This is a genomic window from Lentibacillus sp. CBA3610, from assembly GCF_013373365.1.
GTDB lineage: Bacteria > Bacillota > Bacilli > Bacillales > Amphibacillaceae > Lentibacillus.
In genome coordinates, this window is sequence record NZ_CP035925.1 from 497,881 (window position 1) to 515,133 (window position 17,253).

Below are 17,253 nucleotides of genomic sequence, written 5' to 3' on the forward strand. Positions count from 1 at the left end.
CATTGGTGAACCATGGGGTTTCCATCCAATAACCTATTATTTTCTTATCCTATCTAACACGCAGCGATCATTTTATATTATAATAGAATAATAACATCGTGCGGAAAGGAGTCAAGCCTATGAAATTATTCCATACAGCGGACTGGCATCTGGGAAAGCTCGTCCAGGGTGTGTACATGACGGAGGATCAGCGTTTTGTTCTGGATCAATTCTCGAAAGCCGTTGAAGCGGAAAGGCCCGATGCCGTGATTATTGCCGGTGATTTGTATGATCGTGCGGTACCGCCGACTGAAGCTGTCCATTTATTGGATGAGGTCCTGAGCAAAATCGTGCTTGAGTTAAAGACGCCTGTATTGGCAGTTGCGGGGAACCACGACAGTCCGGGCCGTCTTAACTTTGGAAGTCATATTATGAAGCAAAACGGTTTCCATATCGTTGGTAATTTTGATGCGGATTTGAAGCCGGTTAAGCTGCATGATGAACATGGTCCGGTGCATTTTCACCCCGTGCCATATTGTGACCCGAGCGTTGTGCGGACCAGGTTGGAAGACGATGACATTCGGACACATAATGATGCGGCTCGGGAAATTGTGGAAAACATTCGCCGGCAGATGGATCCGGACGCCCGGCATGTGTACATAGGCCATGCGTTTATCACCCCGTTCGGTGAGGAGAAAGAAAATACGAGCGATTCCGAACGGCCGCTTTCTATCGGAGGAGCGGAATATGTTGATGCCCATCACTTTTCACCATTCCACTATACAGCATTAGGACACTTGCATCAGGCACACCATGTCAGTAACGAATCAGTTCGGTATTCCGGGTCGATTCTCAAATATTCTATTTCCGAAGAACACCATCAAAAAGGCTATTCGATCGTTGAGCTGGACGCCAATGGAAAAGTGTCGATTGAAAAGCGTACACTAACGCCAAAACGGGATATCCGAACAGTGGAAGCGACAATGGAGGATTTACTGACCCATCCGGTTAATGACGATTATGTGTTTGTTCGTTTACTTGATGATGCACCTGTCTTATCACCAATGGAACGCATCAGGTCGGTTTATCCAAATGCGATGCATGTTGAGCGAAAGCATTATGGACCTTCCCCTTCATCAGCGGAAAGCAAGAAGAAGATGGACCGCACCAATATGAGTGATGTGGATCTTTTTAAAGCTTTTTACAAGGAAGTGAAGGGGACCGATGTAACGGAGGAAACAGAAGCGATTTTCAAAGAAGTTCTTGATAAACTTTTAAAAGATGAACAGGAGTCGGCACAAACCGGACAGGAAAAAGCGGTATCGAAATAAAACTCTGGGGGGGTATACACGTTGAGACCACTTAAATTGACCATGACGGCATTTGGCCCGTACAAGAAGACAGAAGTCATTGATTTCGCGGAACTCCAGGAGAATAAATTGTTTGTCATTTCCGGGAATACAGGTGCCGGAAAAACAACGATATTTGATGGGATCTGTTTTGCCTTGTATGGAAGCGCGAGTGGAACAGACAGGGAAGATCACCGGATGCTGCGCAGTGATTTTGCTGATGATGATACCCATACATCGGTTGAATTGGAATTTGAACTGAACGGGCACTTTTATCGGATTTTCCGCCAGTTAGGCCACGTCAAACAAGGGAACAAAACAAAGACAGGTGAACGATATGAGTTTTATGAAAAAGTGGACGGAAAGGAAATCCCTTGTGTTGACAGGCAAATGGTTTCCGAGATTAATAAGAAAGCAGAAGCGATCATCGGTCTCACGCAGGATCAGTTCAAACAGATTGTCATGCTGCCCCAGGGTGAGTTTCGCAAACTACTAACGTCAGAAACGGAAAATAAGGAAGCGATTTTGCGCAGGATCTTTAAAACAGAATCGTACAAGCAATTGAACGAGTTGCTGAAACAGAAGAAAGATAGCGTCCAGCAGAATTTTAACCGGGAAAAACAAATGCGTGACCATTATATCCAAACGATTTCGCAGGCACTGCCGAATCGGGAGGGCTCCCCGTTATTTCAGATACTTGATGAGGAATATTATAATACCAACCAGGTCATCACCGGGCTGGATGATGAAATCCAGTTTTATCACGACCAAATTGCCATCGACCGGCAAAAATATGAACAGGCGTACAATACACATAGCAGAAAGCAAACCGAATTCCATCAGGCAAAGGCATTGAATGACCGTTTTCAGGAATTGGAGCAGAAAGAAAACCAGCTGAAGCGGCTGCAGGAACAAGTACCGGAATTTGCCGGGAAGGAAAAACAGCTGGAAGCAGCGAATCGGGCAAGCAATATTGACGTATATGAAAAACAAGCTTCCGATTGGCGAAAAGAAGAGAAAGTAAAAACAAGTGCTTTAAAGGATGCGGGAACTCTCAGTAAACAGGCGGCAGTAAAATTGGAGCATGCCCGGTCTATCCATGAGCAGGAAGAAAACAATAAACAAAAAAGGGAAGATGTCAGTAAAAAACTGGACCAGCTTCAAGAATTTCTTCCGGTTGTCAAAGATATCGATGAACAAAAACAGGAAATAGAAAGACAAAGGAAACAGACGAATCAAGTGTATGATAATTTGGAAAAAGCAAAAGGTCAGTTGAAAGAAAAAAATGAGGCGGCAGAAAATCTGAATAAACAGATTACCCAGATGGATCAAGCGGTCAGTCAATTGCCTGAAAAACAAGAAGCGCTTAATCACATGCGCGAACAGGTAAAGGTGCTGATGACGTTTCTTGATTTGCAGGCGAAGCAAGTGCAAATTGATCAGGATTTGCAAACGAAAGAAACCGCTTTTCTTGAAACGAAGCAGAAGTACGATCAATTGGAACAGGATTGGATGCACAACCAGGCAAGCTTTTTAGCGGCACACCTGCATGATGGTGAATCCTGCCCAGTCTGCGGCAGCTCGGAACATCCGCACAAGGCTGGTCAACAGGAAAAAGATTTGACAAAAGAGCAGCTTGAAGCATTAAAGAAGGAGCTGGACGAGAACGATCGTGATTACCGGAATGCTGCTGCCACACAAAAATCAAATGCCTCCCAATTGGACGAAAAAAAGGAAGAACTCAAGCAGTATCAAATCGGTCCTGAGACTGCACAAGCCGTGAAGGAGCAGCTCACTGACAAAGGAAAACAGCTAAACGAAGAAGTTGAGTCATTAAAAAAACAGAACGAAGACCTTAAAAAGGCAAAGGAAATATATGAAAAAGAATCCGGCGAACTGAAAAAAATAGAAGCGGACAAAGAGCGCCTCAATAAAACGTATCAGGAGCAAAATACATCATATGAAAAAGCAAAGGCAGTATATGATGAACGCTTGCGCAACATCCCTGAAGAAGTGCGGACGTTAGCAGAACTGGAAAAACAAATTAAGGAAACGACAGATCAAAAAGCCAAGTTGGAAAAAGCTTGGGAAGATGCCCAAACAAAGCTGCAGCAGGCTAAAGAGGAACAGGCAAAAGCAACTGCCGATCTGACGAATAAACAAAAGCAGCTTGAGGAAACAACCGGCAAACGAAAAAAGGCTGCGCGAGAATTTGAAGCATCTCTTGATAATGCCGGTTTTGAATCTGAAGAAGCGTACCAGCAAGCAAAAATACCTGCTGCTGAACGCGAAAAACTGAAGGAATCGATTCAACAGTTTTATGAGCAGCTTTCAGCATTAAAACAAGTCGTCAGTGATTTACAGGAATCATTGAAAGATAAACAAAAAATGGATTTAACAGCAATTGAAAGCGAGCTGGAAAATTTAAGGCAGGCCTATGAATTGGCGCTCAAGCAATTAAACCTGTCTAAAGACTATTATCAGGATGCTTCTGATTTGAAAGTGAATATAATGGAGGCAAACGAACACGTTATTGTAAGCGAAAAAGAACTGGCGACCGTCACCGATCTTTACGATGTTCTAAGAGGGCAAAACGATCAGAAAATCTCGTTTGAACGCTATTTGCAAATTGAATATTTGGAGCGGATTATTGAGGCAGCCAACGGACGGCTTAGAGATCTGTCCAAAGGCCAATTTTACTTGATGCGAAGTGACCGGCAGGAATCCCATGGCAAACAAAGCGGTCTGGCACTTGACGTTTACGATGCCTATACGGGTCAGACACGTGACGTTAAAACATTATCAGGCGGCGAGAAATTTAATGCTTCATTATGCCTGGCCCTCGGCATGTCAGATGTTATTCAGAGCTTCCAGGGCAATATATCTATTGACACGATGTTCATCGATGAAGGATTTGGGTCACTGGATGAGGAAACATTGAATAAATCAATCGAAACATTAATCGACTTGCAGCAGTCCGGCCGCATGATTGGGGTTATTTCACATGTTCAGGATCTGAAAGCCATGCTTCCTGCAAGACTGGATGTTGTGAAAACGAAAGAAGGATCGAGCAGGACAGAATTTGTCGTGTCGTGAGAGTAATTGATAGGCGTCCCGGGATGATATTGTCAGTTTCTGAGCTGACCATTTCGTTCACGGGACGATATTTTTATTTTACGGAAGAAGCAACGAGTCAATTCACTGCCCAACATAGACACTTTTTTGTATGGTCTATACTGTATGATGAAATTTAATGGAATCGCATATATGAGGTAACATGTCTTAATCAAACATTCCACAAACATGAAGTTTGAATAATCATATATTTCTGTTATTATAAGCATATAGACTTAATATATGGAAAGAACTAACAATTAAATAGTGCAAATTTCCAATTACATACATTTTTTTTGCGTACCCTGTGCTTTATAATGAATTTATAGTCAAGGGAAACAGCTAAGATTGCATGTCGTGATTGGCAGTGTGGGCTTTGATAGGATATGTGTCAGGATTTACCAACCATTGCCAGTATCCGCAAGAAAATAACCATATGGTCAGAAAAAGGCAAACCCATCGAAAGTTGGGGACGCAACGTTACAGGTCTTCCATGGCAGCATGATGACGGCTGGACTGCCTGCGGTACGCATTGTACCAGAAGGGGGAGCATATGATTGAAAGGGTTCATGTAAAACATGATCACGAATGGGTCAACCTGATGAGGGAAGCAAAGGAACTGGGGTTAAGTGTTGAAGAGGTAAGGCAGTTTCTGCAGAAGGAGAGGGAGGAAGTCATAAAACAGGGCGATGTTCAGAAAGATTGAATATTCACGAATGATGGGGGAATCGTATTCCAGGTGTGGATACGATTTTTTGTTTATTTTTGAATGACCAAATGCCAAATTCTATTCATTTATTATTTTTTTCACCGGCGGGGTACGGTCATGAAGATTTGTCTTTGTTAAATACTTCACTTATTATTGTTAATAGATGCTGACTTTCAAATTTGCAGTGAAAAAATATTTAAGCAGCAATTCGACAACACTATACGTGTTTAACATCAGATAAAAAAAGGAATAAATCATTATCTGTGAAGCGTTTCAATCATAGGATAGCTAGGGGGTGTTCATGAATGTTAGGAAAAAGAATCAAACATACAAGGCGCTATCAGGAAATTATCAATGTACTCATGAAAAATGGATTCAGTCATTTTCTATTCTGGGTCGGTTTAACTGACCGCAGAACGGCAAAAAAGAATGCATCAGAAGAGATCGATATAGATAAGCAAAATATCGGAAAACGGCTTCGTTATTCTTTACAGGAATTGGGGCCAACTGCTATTAAATTGGGCCAGATTGCAAGCACACGCTATGATACACTCCCGGATGAAATCACAACAGAGCTTGAAAAACTGCAGGATCATGCACCTGTTCTCGACTTCGATCATGTACGTCACACCATCGAGACGGAACTGGATGACAGGATTGACAATTTATTTGATCATGTCAATCCCGAGCCCCTTGCTACGGCCTCGATTGGACAAGTGCATACCGCTCGTCTGTTCAGTGGAGAAGAGGTAGCGGTCAAAGTACAGCGTCCCGGTCTTAAACCTAAGATGGAGACAGACCTTGAAATCCTGCGCGGTATCGGCCATATGCTTGAAGAGAGGACAGGCTGGGCACAACGTTACCGGCTTTGCGACATAATCGATGAATTAGCCGATACACTGACAAACGAGCTGGATTACATACTGGAAGGCCGCAGTGGTGAGCAGGTGGCGTCACAATTTGATACGCAGTTTTACATTAAGTTTCCGGAAATATACTGGGAATACACCACACAGAAAGTCATCACAATGGAAAAAATCGATGGAATTAAGATTTCGGAAAACGAACAGCTTGACGAGGGAGGCTATGACCGGGAAACGATTGCCAAACGTCTGGCGGACTCGATGCTGAGGCAAATTCTTGAAGATGGTTTTTTCCACGCAGATCCGCATTCAGGCAATATTTATATTTTGCCTAAAAATACGGTCGCGTTTTTGGACTTTGGCCAGACCGGTCATGTCGGCGACAATCTGAAACGTCATTTTGCTTCGATTATTGTTAATCTGCAGCAGGGTGACACGATGGCCTTGATTAAAACATTTTCCAAAATGGATCTGATTGAAGAAGAAACGGATATCGAGGGGTTAAAGAGGGATCTTGATAAACTTCATCAGCAATATGAAAATGTTAAGATAAAAGATCTCAGTCTGGGCCGGATCATTATTGGGATATTTAATGTTGTTTATCACCACCATATTAAGGTGCCGACGGAAATGGTCATCATCAGTAAAGCAATTCTGACGCTGGAAGGTGTGCTCGGCAGGCTTGATCCGGAGTTCAGCTTATCGCGCGCAGCCGAGCCGTATGCCCGGAAAATACTGCTCAAACGCTATCATCCAAAGGAAATTATCCGGAACGCAGTATATGAAATTGGGGAGAATATTGAAATTTTGTCAGGTTTGCCCAATGACGTCAAGGAAGTATTATCCGTTGTTAAAAAAGGCAAGGTCGGCTTGGACATTAATTTAAAGCATAGTGACCTGATCATGCGCCGGCTTGACAGGATCAGCAATCGCATTGCATTCAGTATTTTGATGCTTGCCTTCAGTATCATTATGGCAGGTCTGATAGTCGGATTTGCCATTTTAGGTGAAAGCAGCATGATCTGGGATGTGCCCATCATCGAAATCGGTACAGTCATTGCCTTGTTTATGTTTCTCCTGATGGCATTTATTATTATTCGTTCCGGCCGGATGTGAAGGTAAAGCTGCCTGAGATGAGATCGGAATGTTTAGGCACTTATATTCCTGGCAAAGCAGAAATATTAACAGAAGAATAGGAGCAACATCAATTAACAAACAAAACCAGTGCCCACTATGTGGACACTGGTTTTAGTTCTAGTTTCTCGGGCCATTTCCATTATTCCCGTTTCCATTGTTCCCATTATTGCCTTTGAATTTTCCTTTAGCTTTTCCTTGGGGCCCCATAACAACATCTTCCGTAACATTACCGGCATTGTCGGTAGCTGTAACGGTAACAACTTGGCTAGGGTGGATTCCGGTCAGTTCAAGTTCGTTTTCATCTGTCATAACGATTGGGTCTTGTCTATCAATTTGAACTTCCCATTCAGAAATGCCATTTTCATCGGCAACTGCCAGATCCATTTCTCGCTGACCACGATTAATGTCTGCTTCAATTTCCGGACCGGCTGTATCCAGATAGATTGGCAGTTCAATAGATTGCTGTTCTGCACCGTCAAAGTCGATCGTTGCTTCAGCCTGCAAGAAGTATTGGCCATCGGAGGCATTTTCACCATCGATCGTTCCATCCCACGTACGCGCCGGATCCAGAGAATAGGTTGGTGCCAGACCAGCATCATAGTAGTTTTTCCTTACGTTGCTTTCTTCTGACAGCGTTTCGACGACTTCCCCGTCAGCGTCCAATACATTAAAGGTGACCTCTTTGGCGTTTCTCAGGAACGAAACAACCAGCAGAGCATCATCGGTTTCGCCATCACTATTTGGCGAGATAACAGCATCTTCTTCAAAGAATCCATATTCACCATCACCAAGGTCTGTGGCGATACCGGTCATTCCGTAATAAGAATTGTCGTCTGCTGTATCAAATATTGGTGCATCATCCCATTCACCTTTGAAACCGGCATACGGAACAGTCAAAGTTGGGTTAACATCATTCGGATCGTTTAATGTGACAAAACCTTCCAGCCAGTAGCCGTTTGTGAACATTGAATTTAATTCTTTATCCCATTCACTGACATCAATGGTGACCTCAAGTGATGTGGAACCATTTGCAGGAACTTCAATCGTATTATCAACTGTTGCTGCACCATCAAGTTCCATGGCTGGGAATTGGTTTGGCGCCGTTACCAGAACGCCGCCGCCATCGACAGGTGAGTCTGTCTGTGCGTTTGCCTCAACGTCATACGTAACAGCTTCATCTGAAAAGTTTTCAGCTGTCAATTCAAAGCTGACAACATCTTCTGTTATTTCTTTCAATGCGACTTTCGCTTCACCGGTTTCAGATTCGGTTACAACAACAGGCGTTGACAGCGCTGAGTGTAATTGCATGACACCGGCTCCCTGGCGGCGAGGTGAGACAGGCGCGTTCTCAAAGTCTACTGTTTCGCCCGTGTTCATCATGATATTTTTCGCCAGATTGATGCGATTAGCATCTTCATAGCCGAATTCCTGATCAACACGTTCCAGTACTAATGCCCCGCCACCTGAAATATGCGGAGCTGCCATCGACGTCCCGCTCTTAATACCGTACTCACCATTATTTAAAGTCGAATAAATTTGACCGCCCGGTGCTGAAATTTCCGGCTTGAACTCAAGGTCCGGTGTTAAGCCCCAAGATGAAAAAGAACTCATTTGGCCCGCTTCAGGGTTTACAATCGATGATGTTTCACCATGGAATGAGACAGTGGGATCTTGTCCATTGGCAATTGCCTCAGCGAGCAGATCACCATCTGTTTTTGATAAGAACAACTGCGGAATGACAATTTCCGGATCAGTTGCTATATTAATCATACCGTCTTCATTGTTATAAACAAACACACCAGCTGCTCCGGCATCTTGTGCATTTAAAGCTTTTGTAATAAAGTCCAATTCGCCACGCTGTACAAGTGCATATTTTCCATCAACATCTTTGCCTTCATAATCTTCCGGATAGCCAAGGCCTGCATCAACTAATTCAAAAGTACTTCCATCAGCCGGTGGATCTGTTTCGCTGGCAGATAAGAAACCGGCAGACCCAGTTTCACCATCAATCGTATAGTCAAGTTCATCGACGGTCATGAGGCTATTTTCATATGATGCCACTTGCAATGAATCATAGGCTGTGCCTGGTGAACCGGTTACACCATAATCCGGGTTGGATGCATATGGATAGAAAAAGCCCTCACCAAACTTGTTGGAATTACCGGCTGAAATAGACATTAACACGCCATTATCAACGGCTCTTGTGACTGCGTTTTGTTCCGGCGACTCATCACTGACAAAACCGGCAGGCGAACCGAGACTCATGTTCAACACATCGGCGTCCAGTTTAATCGCATCATCAATCGCTTTTATGTAGACATCTCCGTAAGTTGACTGGAATTCCGGATCATTGCCAAAAACTTTCAGGTTCAATAACTGTGCTTCAGGCGCAACACCCTTGATGCCGCCATTAGCTTCATCCCCGTTTGCACCAACTGAACCGGCCACATGTGTTCCGTGCGAAGATGCACCTGGAAAATCATCAGTATATTCATGGTTCTCATCCATGTAGTTATAGCCATACGGCACCTTTTCAGTATAATAACGTCCAGGCAGTTCTTCGTCATCAATCGTTTCATTGACAAAGTCTTCCGTTAACGCTGCCGAATCGTTATCGGAAAGGACCATATCCTGATGTTCATGATCAATGCCTGTGTCGATGACACCAACAACCATGCCCTCTCCTTTGAAACCATAGTCACGCCAGGCTTGCTGTGCTTCAACCAGTTCTTTACTGTTTACCATGTCAGGCTCGGCGATCGGTCGTTTGTATTCATTAGCAATTGAAACTTCTTTGACGTTAGGAATTTCTTCTATTGATTCAAAATCTTTATATTTTACTTCGACACTGAACCCGTTTACAACGGCGTCAAATTCCTGCAATTCTTTTGAGTTGACATTTTTGCCCTTCATAGCATTTTTGACATTTTGTTTCTGTGCCTTTGCTTCATTTAAATACTGTTTCTTTTCGGTAACACCCAAGTTACCGAACTTAACGCCTTTTTTCGTTGCCTTTTCAATGGGCGCTTCACCTTCAATTTCAACAATGGCTCGTACTTCTTCTTCCGGATCGATCGTTGGTTCAAGATTCTCAGCTTTCAGGTTTTCCCACTGTAAATCCTGTTTCGGAGCCAACTCCCCTGATGCAAAGGCAACTTGACTAAACGCCATTAAAAAGATTACCAGAAAGACTCCAATACGTTTAAACATTTGCTTCCTCCTCGTGTTTGTTTTGACTAACGTAACTTTTTTGATTCGCCCCTTTCTAACAATTCTATTAAAATTCTATGAGTAAACACTACTCATAATAGATAATTCAAAAAATTTATACAAGGGTAAAAAGTATTAGGTATAAAATCCCAGTTAATGATAGTTTATTATTCCTGGTTGCTGGCTGGATTTGTAATTATTTTGATCACTGCATTCTTGACCCATAAAAAGGATTCAAAACAAACGACTGACAAAAAAGATATTTCTTCGAGCGGAAGTGTTTAAATTTGTTTCCGTCAGCAAAAACCACCGGGAAAAACATTATGTAATCAAACTGTGTTCAATTGGTTTTCAGGAAACCTATGTTTCAGCTGAATAGCTTTACAAATCATCCAAATTCGATTATTATAAAATAGACATAATTTACAGATTTTACTTATTTTTAGCACATCGTTTATACCCGATGCTTTCAAATCAATATGATACTATTGTTACCATTAATTTAGCCGTTCCAATGTAAATCATAATCTCATACATGGAAAACAAAAGTGAACAGGTTGTTTTAGTAAAGTAAGCGCTTTCCAAAAACGCAAGGGAATAGATCGCTTTTCAGTTTTTGAAAGGGCACCATCTTCACTGTAATAGTGAAAGCCGCTTTTCCATATATATGAATAAAGGGATAAGGGCAGGCGGAATAAATGAATTCCGGAGTCCCATTCAATAGATATAAGGGGAATGAGGAGGAAAGCGAATGGATAAGGATTCAATTGTACTGGATGAAGCAAAATTAGCGAGCTACCCGCAGCAGCCACATGGCAAGAAATTAGTCAATCGTGTTCTGACGGGAAAAGAACGTGATGAGGCAATGGAGAAAGCAAAACAGCTGCCAATGATCATGGTAGACCTGGAAGCCGTGATTACGCTTGAGATGATCGCAACTGGTGTCTTGTCACCGAATGAAGGTTTTATGGTGGAAGATGATTACAAGTCTGTATTGACAGATGGCCGATTTAAAAATGGCGTCATATGGCCGGTGCCTTTGAGTTTTGCACCAGTCGGCGAGCGGAACGAACAGATCATTCAAACATTATCCGTTGGCGATGAAGTAGCACTTGCGGATGAAACGAAAGAGCCGGTTGCTATTCTTAAACTGGATGATATCTTTCATTATGATCGAGAGTACCGTGCTTCACATCTTTTTGGTACCACTGATCGCAGTCATCCTGGTGTGGATTCCATTTACCGGCGGATGGGGGATACGGCGCTGGTTGGCCCGATTCAATTGCTGCGCCGGGTCCATTGGGGTCCATTTGAGAACATAAGAATGGAACCGAAAGATACATGGAAATTATTTTATGAGGAAAAGAAATTTAACTCGGTTGGCGGCTTTATAACCGGGGCTAACCCGATGCACCGCGGACATGAGTATATTCATCGTAATGCGTTGGAGGAGTTGGATGGTTTGTTTGTCCAGCCGCTGGTAGAGATGGCAAAACGCGAATACACAAGACACGAGTTCAGGATGCTGTCTTATCGCAGTGTTTTGGATAATTATTATCCAAAAGACAGAACGATGCTTGCACCGCTAAGAGTTACGTATATATTTGCAGGTCCCCGGGAAGCCGTTCTTCATGCAATCATTATGAAAAACTATGGTTGCACCCATGCACTCATTGGCCGGGATCACGCGGGTATTGGTGATTTTTATGGTAAATATGAAGCCCATACCATTTTTGATGAATTTACATCCGATGAATTAGGCATTGATATACGGTTGTTCCATGAGGTTTTCTATTGTACGCGTTGTGATCACCCGGCAACAGAACTTACGTGTCCGCATGATGAGCAGTATCGGATTAATATTTCCGGTACAGGTATCCGGGAATTGTTGCGCTATGGCGTTTTGCCGCCTAAGGAAATTGTTCGGCCTGAATCTGCCCGGATTGCGATGCAAGGCATTCAGCCAAAAGGTGTCGATGAAAACAACCTGGCCGTTAAACCAGTCGGCAAGACGATTAAAAGCATTTTCCCTTATTATTTAAGCAGATCCAGACTGGGCGGACCGGAGCGGAATAAAGCACTTGAAGCGGACGAATTGACGAATGACGATTTGGAAACAGCCATACTGGATGTGCGTGCGAATGCTGATCGTATTTATAAGGAAATTTTTGATGAATTCAGTCATGCTTCGGATACACTGCGGTCAACCCAAGCTGATTGGGTAGCTGAAGCCCGTGAGTCGCTCTATAAACAACAAGAAATGGTTGTGGCGTCTTTAGAGGAAAAGGTGGATAATGCATCTGAAAAAGCATCCGATGAATTTATGTATCAGGACAAAGGGGAAGCAGAACGTGAATTGGAAGTCGCCCGAAAAATGTTCGATGATATCCCGTCTGCACTGCGGCCCGAAGAACTAAAATACAGAACATGGAACCCGCTGCCGTATGAACGGTATCGAAGTTAAGGAACGGCAAACGGTGGTTTTGCAGTACGAAAGTGGTTACAACAAAAATAAACTAAATGTTATAAAAAGAGATAGCGCCATGCTATCTCTTTTACTCGTTTTCAAACAAGAATATATAGTATTTTTGATATAGTAAATATGCAAATGATTTTTGTTGTATTCAGGGGAATTCGGGGGGGTGTGTTTTTGAGACATGATACAATACCAATGCAGAAACAAAATAAAATAGCCGGATGGGGGCTTTTGATCGGCGTCCTGTTAATCGCCTCAAGCTTGCGGGCGCCTTTAACGTCAGTGGGGGCACTGCTGCCTTATATCCGTGATGATCTTGGCATCAGCAATACCGTAGCAGGCAGTTTGACCACACTGCCTTTGCTGGCCTTTGCGGCAGTTTCACCGTTTGCCTCAGTCGTTGCAAGTCGCATCGGCATGGAGTGGACACTTTTTTATGCATTCATCCTATTGACCATCGGACTTGTTGGCCGGACGTTATTCGGCATAACGCTATTGCTTGCTGGGACAATCATTGTGGGGTTGGCCATCGCATTTGGCAACGTGCTATTACCGGCCATAATCAAAATGAAATTCCCATTGAAAATTGGGTTGTTCACCGGGCTGTATGCGGTTTTTATGAACATCTTTGGTGCTTTGGCATCGGGCGTTAGTTTGCCGCTCTCACGCATTTCTGGGTGGGGATGGCAAGGGTCATTGGCATTCTGGGCAGTATTATCGATTGTGGCTTTAATCGTATGGTTGCCGCAGCTCAGGAAAAAGAGAGGCACACAAAAAAGTACAGATGAAAACGGTGAAGCAATAAACAATAATATTTGGAGATCATCGTTGGCATGGAATATTACGGTTTACATGGGTACACAATCGATGGTTTTCTTTACGATGATCTCATGGCTGCCGGATATTTTGAAAAGCACAGGCTATTCATCTGATGCGGCTGGCTGGATCCTTTCATTAATGCAATTGGCTTTCATTCCATTTTCATTTATCACCCCGGTTATTGCGGAAAAAATGAAGAATCAAAAAGTGTTGGCTGCCATTACAGGAATAATGGTTATGATTGGTGCAGGCGGACTTCTTATCGGGAATGCCGTCACGATTATTATTGCTGTTATATGTATTGGCGGCGCGTGTGGTGCTGCGTTCAGCCTATCAATGATGTTCTTTAGCTTACGTTCAAACGACGGGCAGGAGGCATCCAGAATATCCGGCATGGCCCAGTCGTTTGGTTACCTTATTGCAGCGATCGGCCCGGTCCTATTAGGCTTTATGCATGACCTGACTGCTAATTGGGTTCTGCCGATTATTGTCGTGGGATTTGTTGGTGTTATTTTGATTGTTACAGGGATAAAGTCTGGTGCGGATGGGAAGATAGGAAAGTTTAAATATTCTTAACCGCATAATGGTAATTTCAGTTTTTCGTTGCTAAAGTGTGACAATAGGCTAAATAACATTTTATATAAGGAAGGGGAAAGTCTATGAAAGTTAACAAAAAACATGTCGTATTGTTTATCAGCGGTGCTATATTTGTGGTAGGCATGCTGGATATTAAATATCGTGGATTGTTCTTTCGAATGTTACCATACTCAATTCGGAAGTAGGATGAGGTTTGAAGTTTCTTGCGTGATTAGTTGTCTTGCAACATTATGAACCTTTTTTAAAAGGGCTATTTCATCCCGAGGAAGAAACAGCCCTTGTTTTTCCTATTATAAATGTATGATCAACAGTCAACCCGGATCTATAATAACCGATTTATAACCAGAGATCAGCGAGCATTTCCATCGATCGCTTCCTATCTTCCGGATCATAGGCATATGTCACAACAATCAGTTCATCGGCCCCACTGTGCTCCGTAAATTCTTCCAATTTCTTACGTACTGTTTCCGGAGAACCGACCGCTTTGACGCTGAACATTGATTCTATAAGTGCCCTTTCCTGTTCTGTTCCTATTTCTTCAGGATCCACAGGCGGCTGCATTAATTGCTGTCTTCCAGTTTGCATGTCCAATAACATCATCTGTGTCGTGGTCCAAATTCTCTGCGCTTCCTCATCCGTTGGCGCAACAACTACGTTAATTCCGGCCATGACATAAGGCTCTTCAATTTGTGCCGTTGGTGCTGTTGATTTGAATGTCGAACGATACAGATTAACCTTCTCTCTATAATTGTCCGGGGTGAAATGCGAGGCAATGGAAAAAGGCAAACCCAGTTGACCAGCAATCGAGGCGCCATTCTCGCTTGAACCTAATACCCACATTGGTACATTCGTTCCTGTCCCTACATTAGAGGTTATTGGTGTACTATGCGCCAAGCCCTCATCACTGAACCATCCAGTGAGATCAAGAATAGAATTAGCAAACGATTGCGGGTCACCACCTGAACGAGTAAGCAGCTGAGCAGTCCGAGCGTCTGTTCCCGGAGCCCGTCCAAGGCCCAGATCAATTCTATTAGGAAACAATTGTGCAAGTGTCCGTAAAGGATACTAAAGATATAGTTTCGATTATAAAAAGTTATATAATATTGTAAAAGTAGCATAGATCGTTATTATGTTCTATTGGTAGGGATGGAGGAAATATGAAGTATCTGGATTGCGGCTGCCGAACGAAACGGATCCATACGCTGGATATTATCCGCGGGATTGCGGTTCTGGGGATTGTGCTTGCGAATATGATGCATTTCAAATCATTGGCACAGATGGATCCTTTTATTCTTGTTGACGGACATCAATTGTCGGATGGGCTCTTTAATCAGATCAGCACATTATTTATTACGTTTTTCGTTGAAGGTAAGTTTTACCCGCTGTTCTCACTCTTTTCGGGTTTAGGCTTTTATATTTTTATGATCGGCTTGCTGCAAAAAGGATTTGCGTGCCGGCCGGGGTGTTCTCGCGCAGGTTGACCTTTTTGATTATTCTGGGGTTGGTTCACCTTATTTTCTTTTGGCAAGGCGATATTTTATTTGCATACGGTATAACGGGCTTTTTTCTCTTGTTTTTTATTTCAAGACATCCGAAAACAATTATGATTTGGTCCGTGGTTTTGCTTGCGGTATCCAGTTTGGTCGTAAGCCTTTTATATGTTGATGATTGGGATGGTATGCAATTTGGCGTGCAAACAGGGCACAATACCCGTTTTCTGAATTTCAAGCGATGAATGAAACGACACTTACGGTTAATGGCTGAAGGAGGTTATTGGGAAATTGTCGGCTTTAGACTTGCCGATTCAATCGTTGCGGTTTTTGGAAATATCCTTTTGATCCCGACAATTTTACCGCTGTTTCTTATTGGTTTATATATGGGTAAAACCGGCATGTTCCATGACGTGAGTGCACATCTCGACCGTTGGAAGAAGCTGTGCATGCATAGTTTGTGGATCGGGCTATTGTTTTCGGTGTTGACAACAGCTTTGATGCATGACCTTACGCCAATTCCGGCTTACATTGCATATGGCTTAGGTTTTGGCATCCGCATATTCACCGGACCGATTCTTATGCTTTTTTATGTATCCGCACTCGTGCTGGTCTTGCGTAGGGAAACAAGACAAAACATCATGAAACCATTTGCATCTGTCGGACGGATGGCGTTAACGAATTATCTTATGCAGAACGCTCATTTTGGTCTTCATTTTCACGGATACGGATTGGGGACTTTACGTCAGGGTCCACGAGCGGGCGCCGGACTTCTCTTATCGTCGGGGTATACGTGCTCCAAGTCATCATAAGTACATTGTATTTGAAGAAATTCAAACAGGGACCGATGGAGGCGCTATGGCGTAAGTGGACGTATAAGAATGTGTAGCTGCGATGATGCAAAGCTACTGGCATAGTGGGAACTTATTTATGGGGGTAAGTCATTGGCTGAATAATTTTTTAGCGCGGAGGAAAAATATGGGAGGTGAAAAAGATAAAGCAAACAATAAGAACGATGATGCTGGGCATTTATGATTTGTTTTTGGCGACAGGTGCAATTTGGATAGGGGTTAAAATGGTCAAGTCAAGTAGTGGGATTTTTGTCGAATATCCTGATAGGTGGGCATCCAGACTACCCTTTGATAGTTGGGTTATGCCTGGGATTCTTGCAATTGTCATATTTGGACTGGGTAATATTATAGCGGCGGTGTTTAGTTTTAAAAAAAGGCATAACAGTTCGTGGTATGCATCGACCATTATGGGAGCGATTTTCTTAATTAGCTTGATTTTTCAGGTCATTATTATAGAGAAATCATATATAGTAACTAATCCATTTTTAGCCATGAGTGTTATTCAATTATGTCTAAGTGGATATGTGTTTTTGGGTTATAGAAAAGGCCCCCAATTGTGACCAAAAAATAAAATCATAGGTTTCCGTAAACGGGCGCATTTTCTAAATAAATGTCACGCCCTGATTGGTGTCATATGGTAAAGAAAAATATTCAAAATA

The 17,253-nt window shown here is 42.9% G+C and carries 11 protein-coding genes, 1 pseudogene and 1 riboswitch; of the genes and pseudogenes, 10 read left to right on the forward strand and 2 right to left on the reverse strand.

Going from position 1 to position 17,253, the window contains the following annotated elements; all coding sequences use genetic code 11:
* The first annotated feature begins 119 nt into the window (after positions 1–119).
* The 4 genes from Len3610_RS02580 (at position 120) to Len3610_RS02595 (ending at position 7,130) form a co-directional block, all read left to right on the forward strand.
* Entirely contained in the window at positions 120–1,310 is a 1,191-nt protein-coding gene (locus Len3610_RS02580) for an exonuclease SbcCD subunit D (protein WP_176446581.1), read from the forward strand.
* Between the two features lie 21 nt (positions 1,311–1,331).
* On the forward strand, positions 1,332–4,424 hold the full coding sequence (locus Len3610_RS02585; RefSeq protein ID WP_176446582.1) for an AAA family ATPase: 3,093 nt from the start codon (positions 1,332–1,334) through the stop codon (positions 4,422–4,424).
* Positions 4,425–4,881: 457 nt separating this feature from the next.
* Positions 4,882–4,966: riboswitch (cyclic di-GMP riboswitch) on the forward strand.
* A 29-nt stretch (positions 4,967–4,995) separates the two neighbouring features.
* Entirely contained in the window at positions 4,996–5,148 is a 153-nt protein-coding gene (locus Len3610_RS02590; protein WP_176446583.1) for an anti-repressor SinI family protein, read from the forward strand.
* Positions 5,149–5,456: 308 nt separating this feature from the next.
* Positions 5,457–7,130, forward strand: coding sequence for an ABC1 kinase family protein (locus tag Len3610_RS02595; protein WP_176446584.1), 1,674 nt, complete (start codon positions 5,457–5,459; stop codon positions 7,128–7,130).
* 138 nt (positions 7,131–7,268) lie between these two features.
* Here the strand turns inward: Len3610_RS02595 and Len3610_RS21420 are convergent, their stop codons facing one another.
* Entirely contained in the window at positions 7,269–10,361 is a 3,093-nt protein-coding gene (locus Len3610_RS21420; protein ID WP_176446585.1) for a S8 family serine peptidase, read from the reverse strand.
* 751 nt (positions 10,362–11,112) lie between these two features.
* Between Len3610_RS21420 and Len3610_RS02605 the strand changes: the two genes are divergently transcribed.
* On the forward strand, positions 11,113–12,825 hold the full coding sequence (locus tag Len3610_RS02605; RefSeq protein WP_176446586.1) for a sulfate adenylyltransferase: 1,713 nt from the start codon (positions 11,113–11,115) through the stop codon (positions 12,823–12,825).
* A 186-nt stretch (positions 12,826–13,011) separates the two neighbouring features.
* Positions 13,012–14,232, forward strand: a complete 1,221-nt coding sequence (locus Len3610_RS02610) for a CynX/NimT family MFS transporter (protein ID WP_255259749.1) — start codon at positions 13,012–13,014, stop codon at positions 14,230–14,232.
* Positions 14,233–14,589: 357 nt separating this feature from the next.
* Here the strand turns inward: Len3610_RS02610 and Len3610_RS02615 are convergent.
* Positions 14,590–15,300, reverse strand: a pseudogene (locus Len3610_RS02615) (MsnO8 family LLM class oxidoreductase); the annotation flags it as partial.
* A 110-nt stretch (positions 15,301–15,410) separates the two neighbouring features.
* On the opposite strand from Len3610_RS02615, the gene Len3610_RS02620 reads away from it, so the two are divergent.
* The 4 genes from Len3610_RS02620 (at position 15,411) to Len3610_RS02635 (ending at position 17,154) form a co-directional block, all read left to right on the forward strand.
* Positions 15,411–15,734: a DUF418 domain-containing protein gene (locus Len3610_RS02620; protein WP_176446588.1), complete on the forward strand. Its 324-nt coding sequence runs from the start codon at positions 15,411–15,413 to the stop codon at positions 15,732–15,734.
* Positions 15,735–15,988: 254 nt separating this feature from the next.
* Positions 15,989–16,555 (forward strand): DUF418 domain-containing protein, encoded by a 567-nt coding sequence (locus tag Len3610_RS02625; protein WP_176446589.1) that lies wholly within the window; start codon positions 15,989–15,991, stop codon positions 16,553–16,555.
* Positions 16,537–16,632 (forward strand): DUF418 domain-containing protein, encoded by a 96-nt coding sequence (locus Len3610_RS21610; RefSeq protein ID WP_176446590.1) that lies wholly within the window; start codon positions 16,537–16,539, stop codon positions 16,630–16,632. Before Len3610_RS02625 ends, Len3610_RS21610 begins: the two co-directional genes overlap by 19 nt.
* 96 nt (positions 16,633–16,728) lie before the next feature.
* Positions 16,729–17,154, forward strand: coding sequence for a hypothetical protein (locus Len3610_RS02635; RefSeq protein ID WP_255259750.1), 426 nt, complete (start codon positions 16,729–16,731; stop codon positions 17,152–17,154).
* Positions 17,155–17,253 lie beyond the last annotated feature (99 nt).

Coding starts and splice junctions, on each gene's coding strand:
- Len3610_RS02580 (WP_176446581.1), top strand. CDS start 120: ATGAAATTATTCCATACAGCGGACTGGCATCTGGGAAAGCTCGTCCAG.
- Len3610_RS02590 (WP_176446583.1), top strand. CDS start 4,996: ATGATTGAAAGGGTTCATGTAAAACATGATCACGAATGGGTCAACCTG.
- Len3610_RS02595 (WP_176446584.1), top strand. CDS start 5,457: ATGTTAGGAAAAAGAATCAAACATACAAGGCGCTATCAGGAAATTATC.
- Len3610_RS21420 (WP_176446585.1), bottom strand. CDS start 10,361: ATGTTTAAACGTATTGGAGTCTTTCTGGTAATCTTTTTAATGGCGTTT.
- Len3610_RS02605 (WP_176446586.1), top strand. CDS start 11,113: ATGGATAAGGATTCAATTGTACTGGATGAAGCAAAATTAGCGAGCTAC.
- Len3610_RS02620 (WP_176446588.1), top strand. CDS start 15,411: ATGAAGTATCTGGATTGCGGCTGCCGAACGAAACGGATCCATACGCTG.
- Len3610_RS02625 (WP_176446589.1), top strand. CDS start 15,989: ATGAAACGACACTTACGGTTAATGGCTGAAGGAGGTTATTGGGAAATT.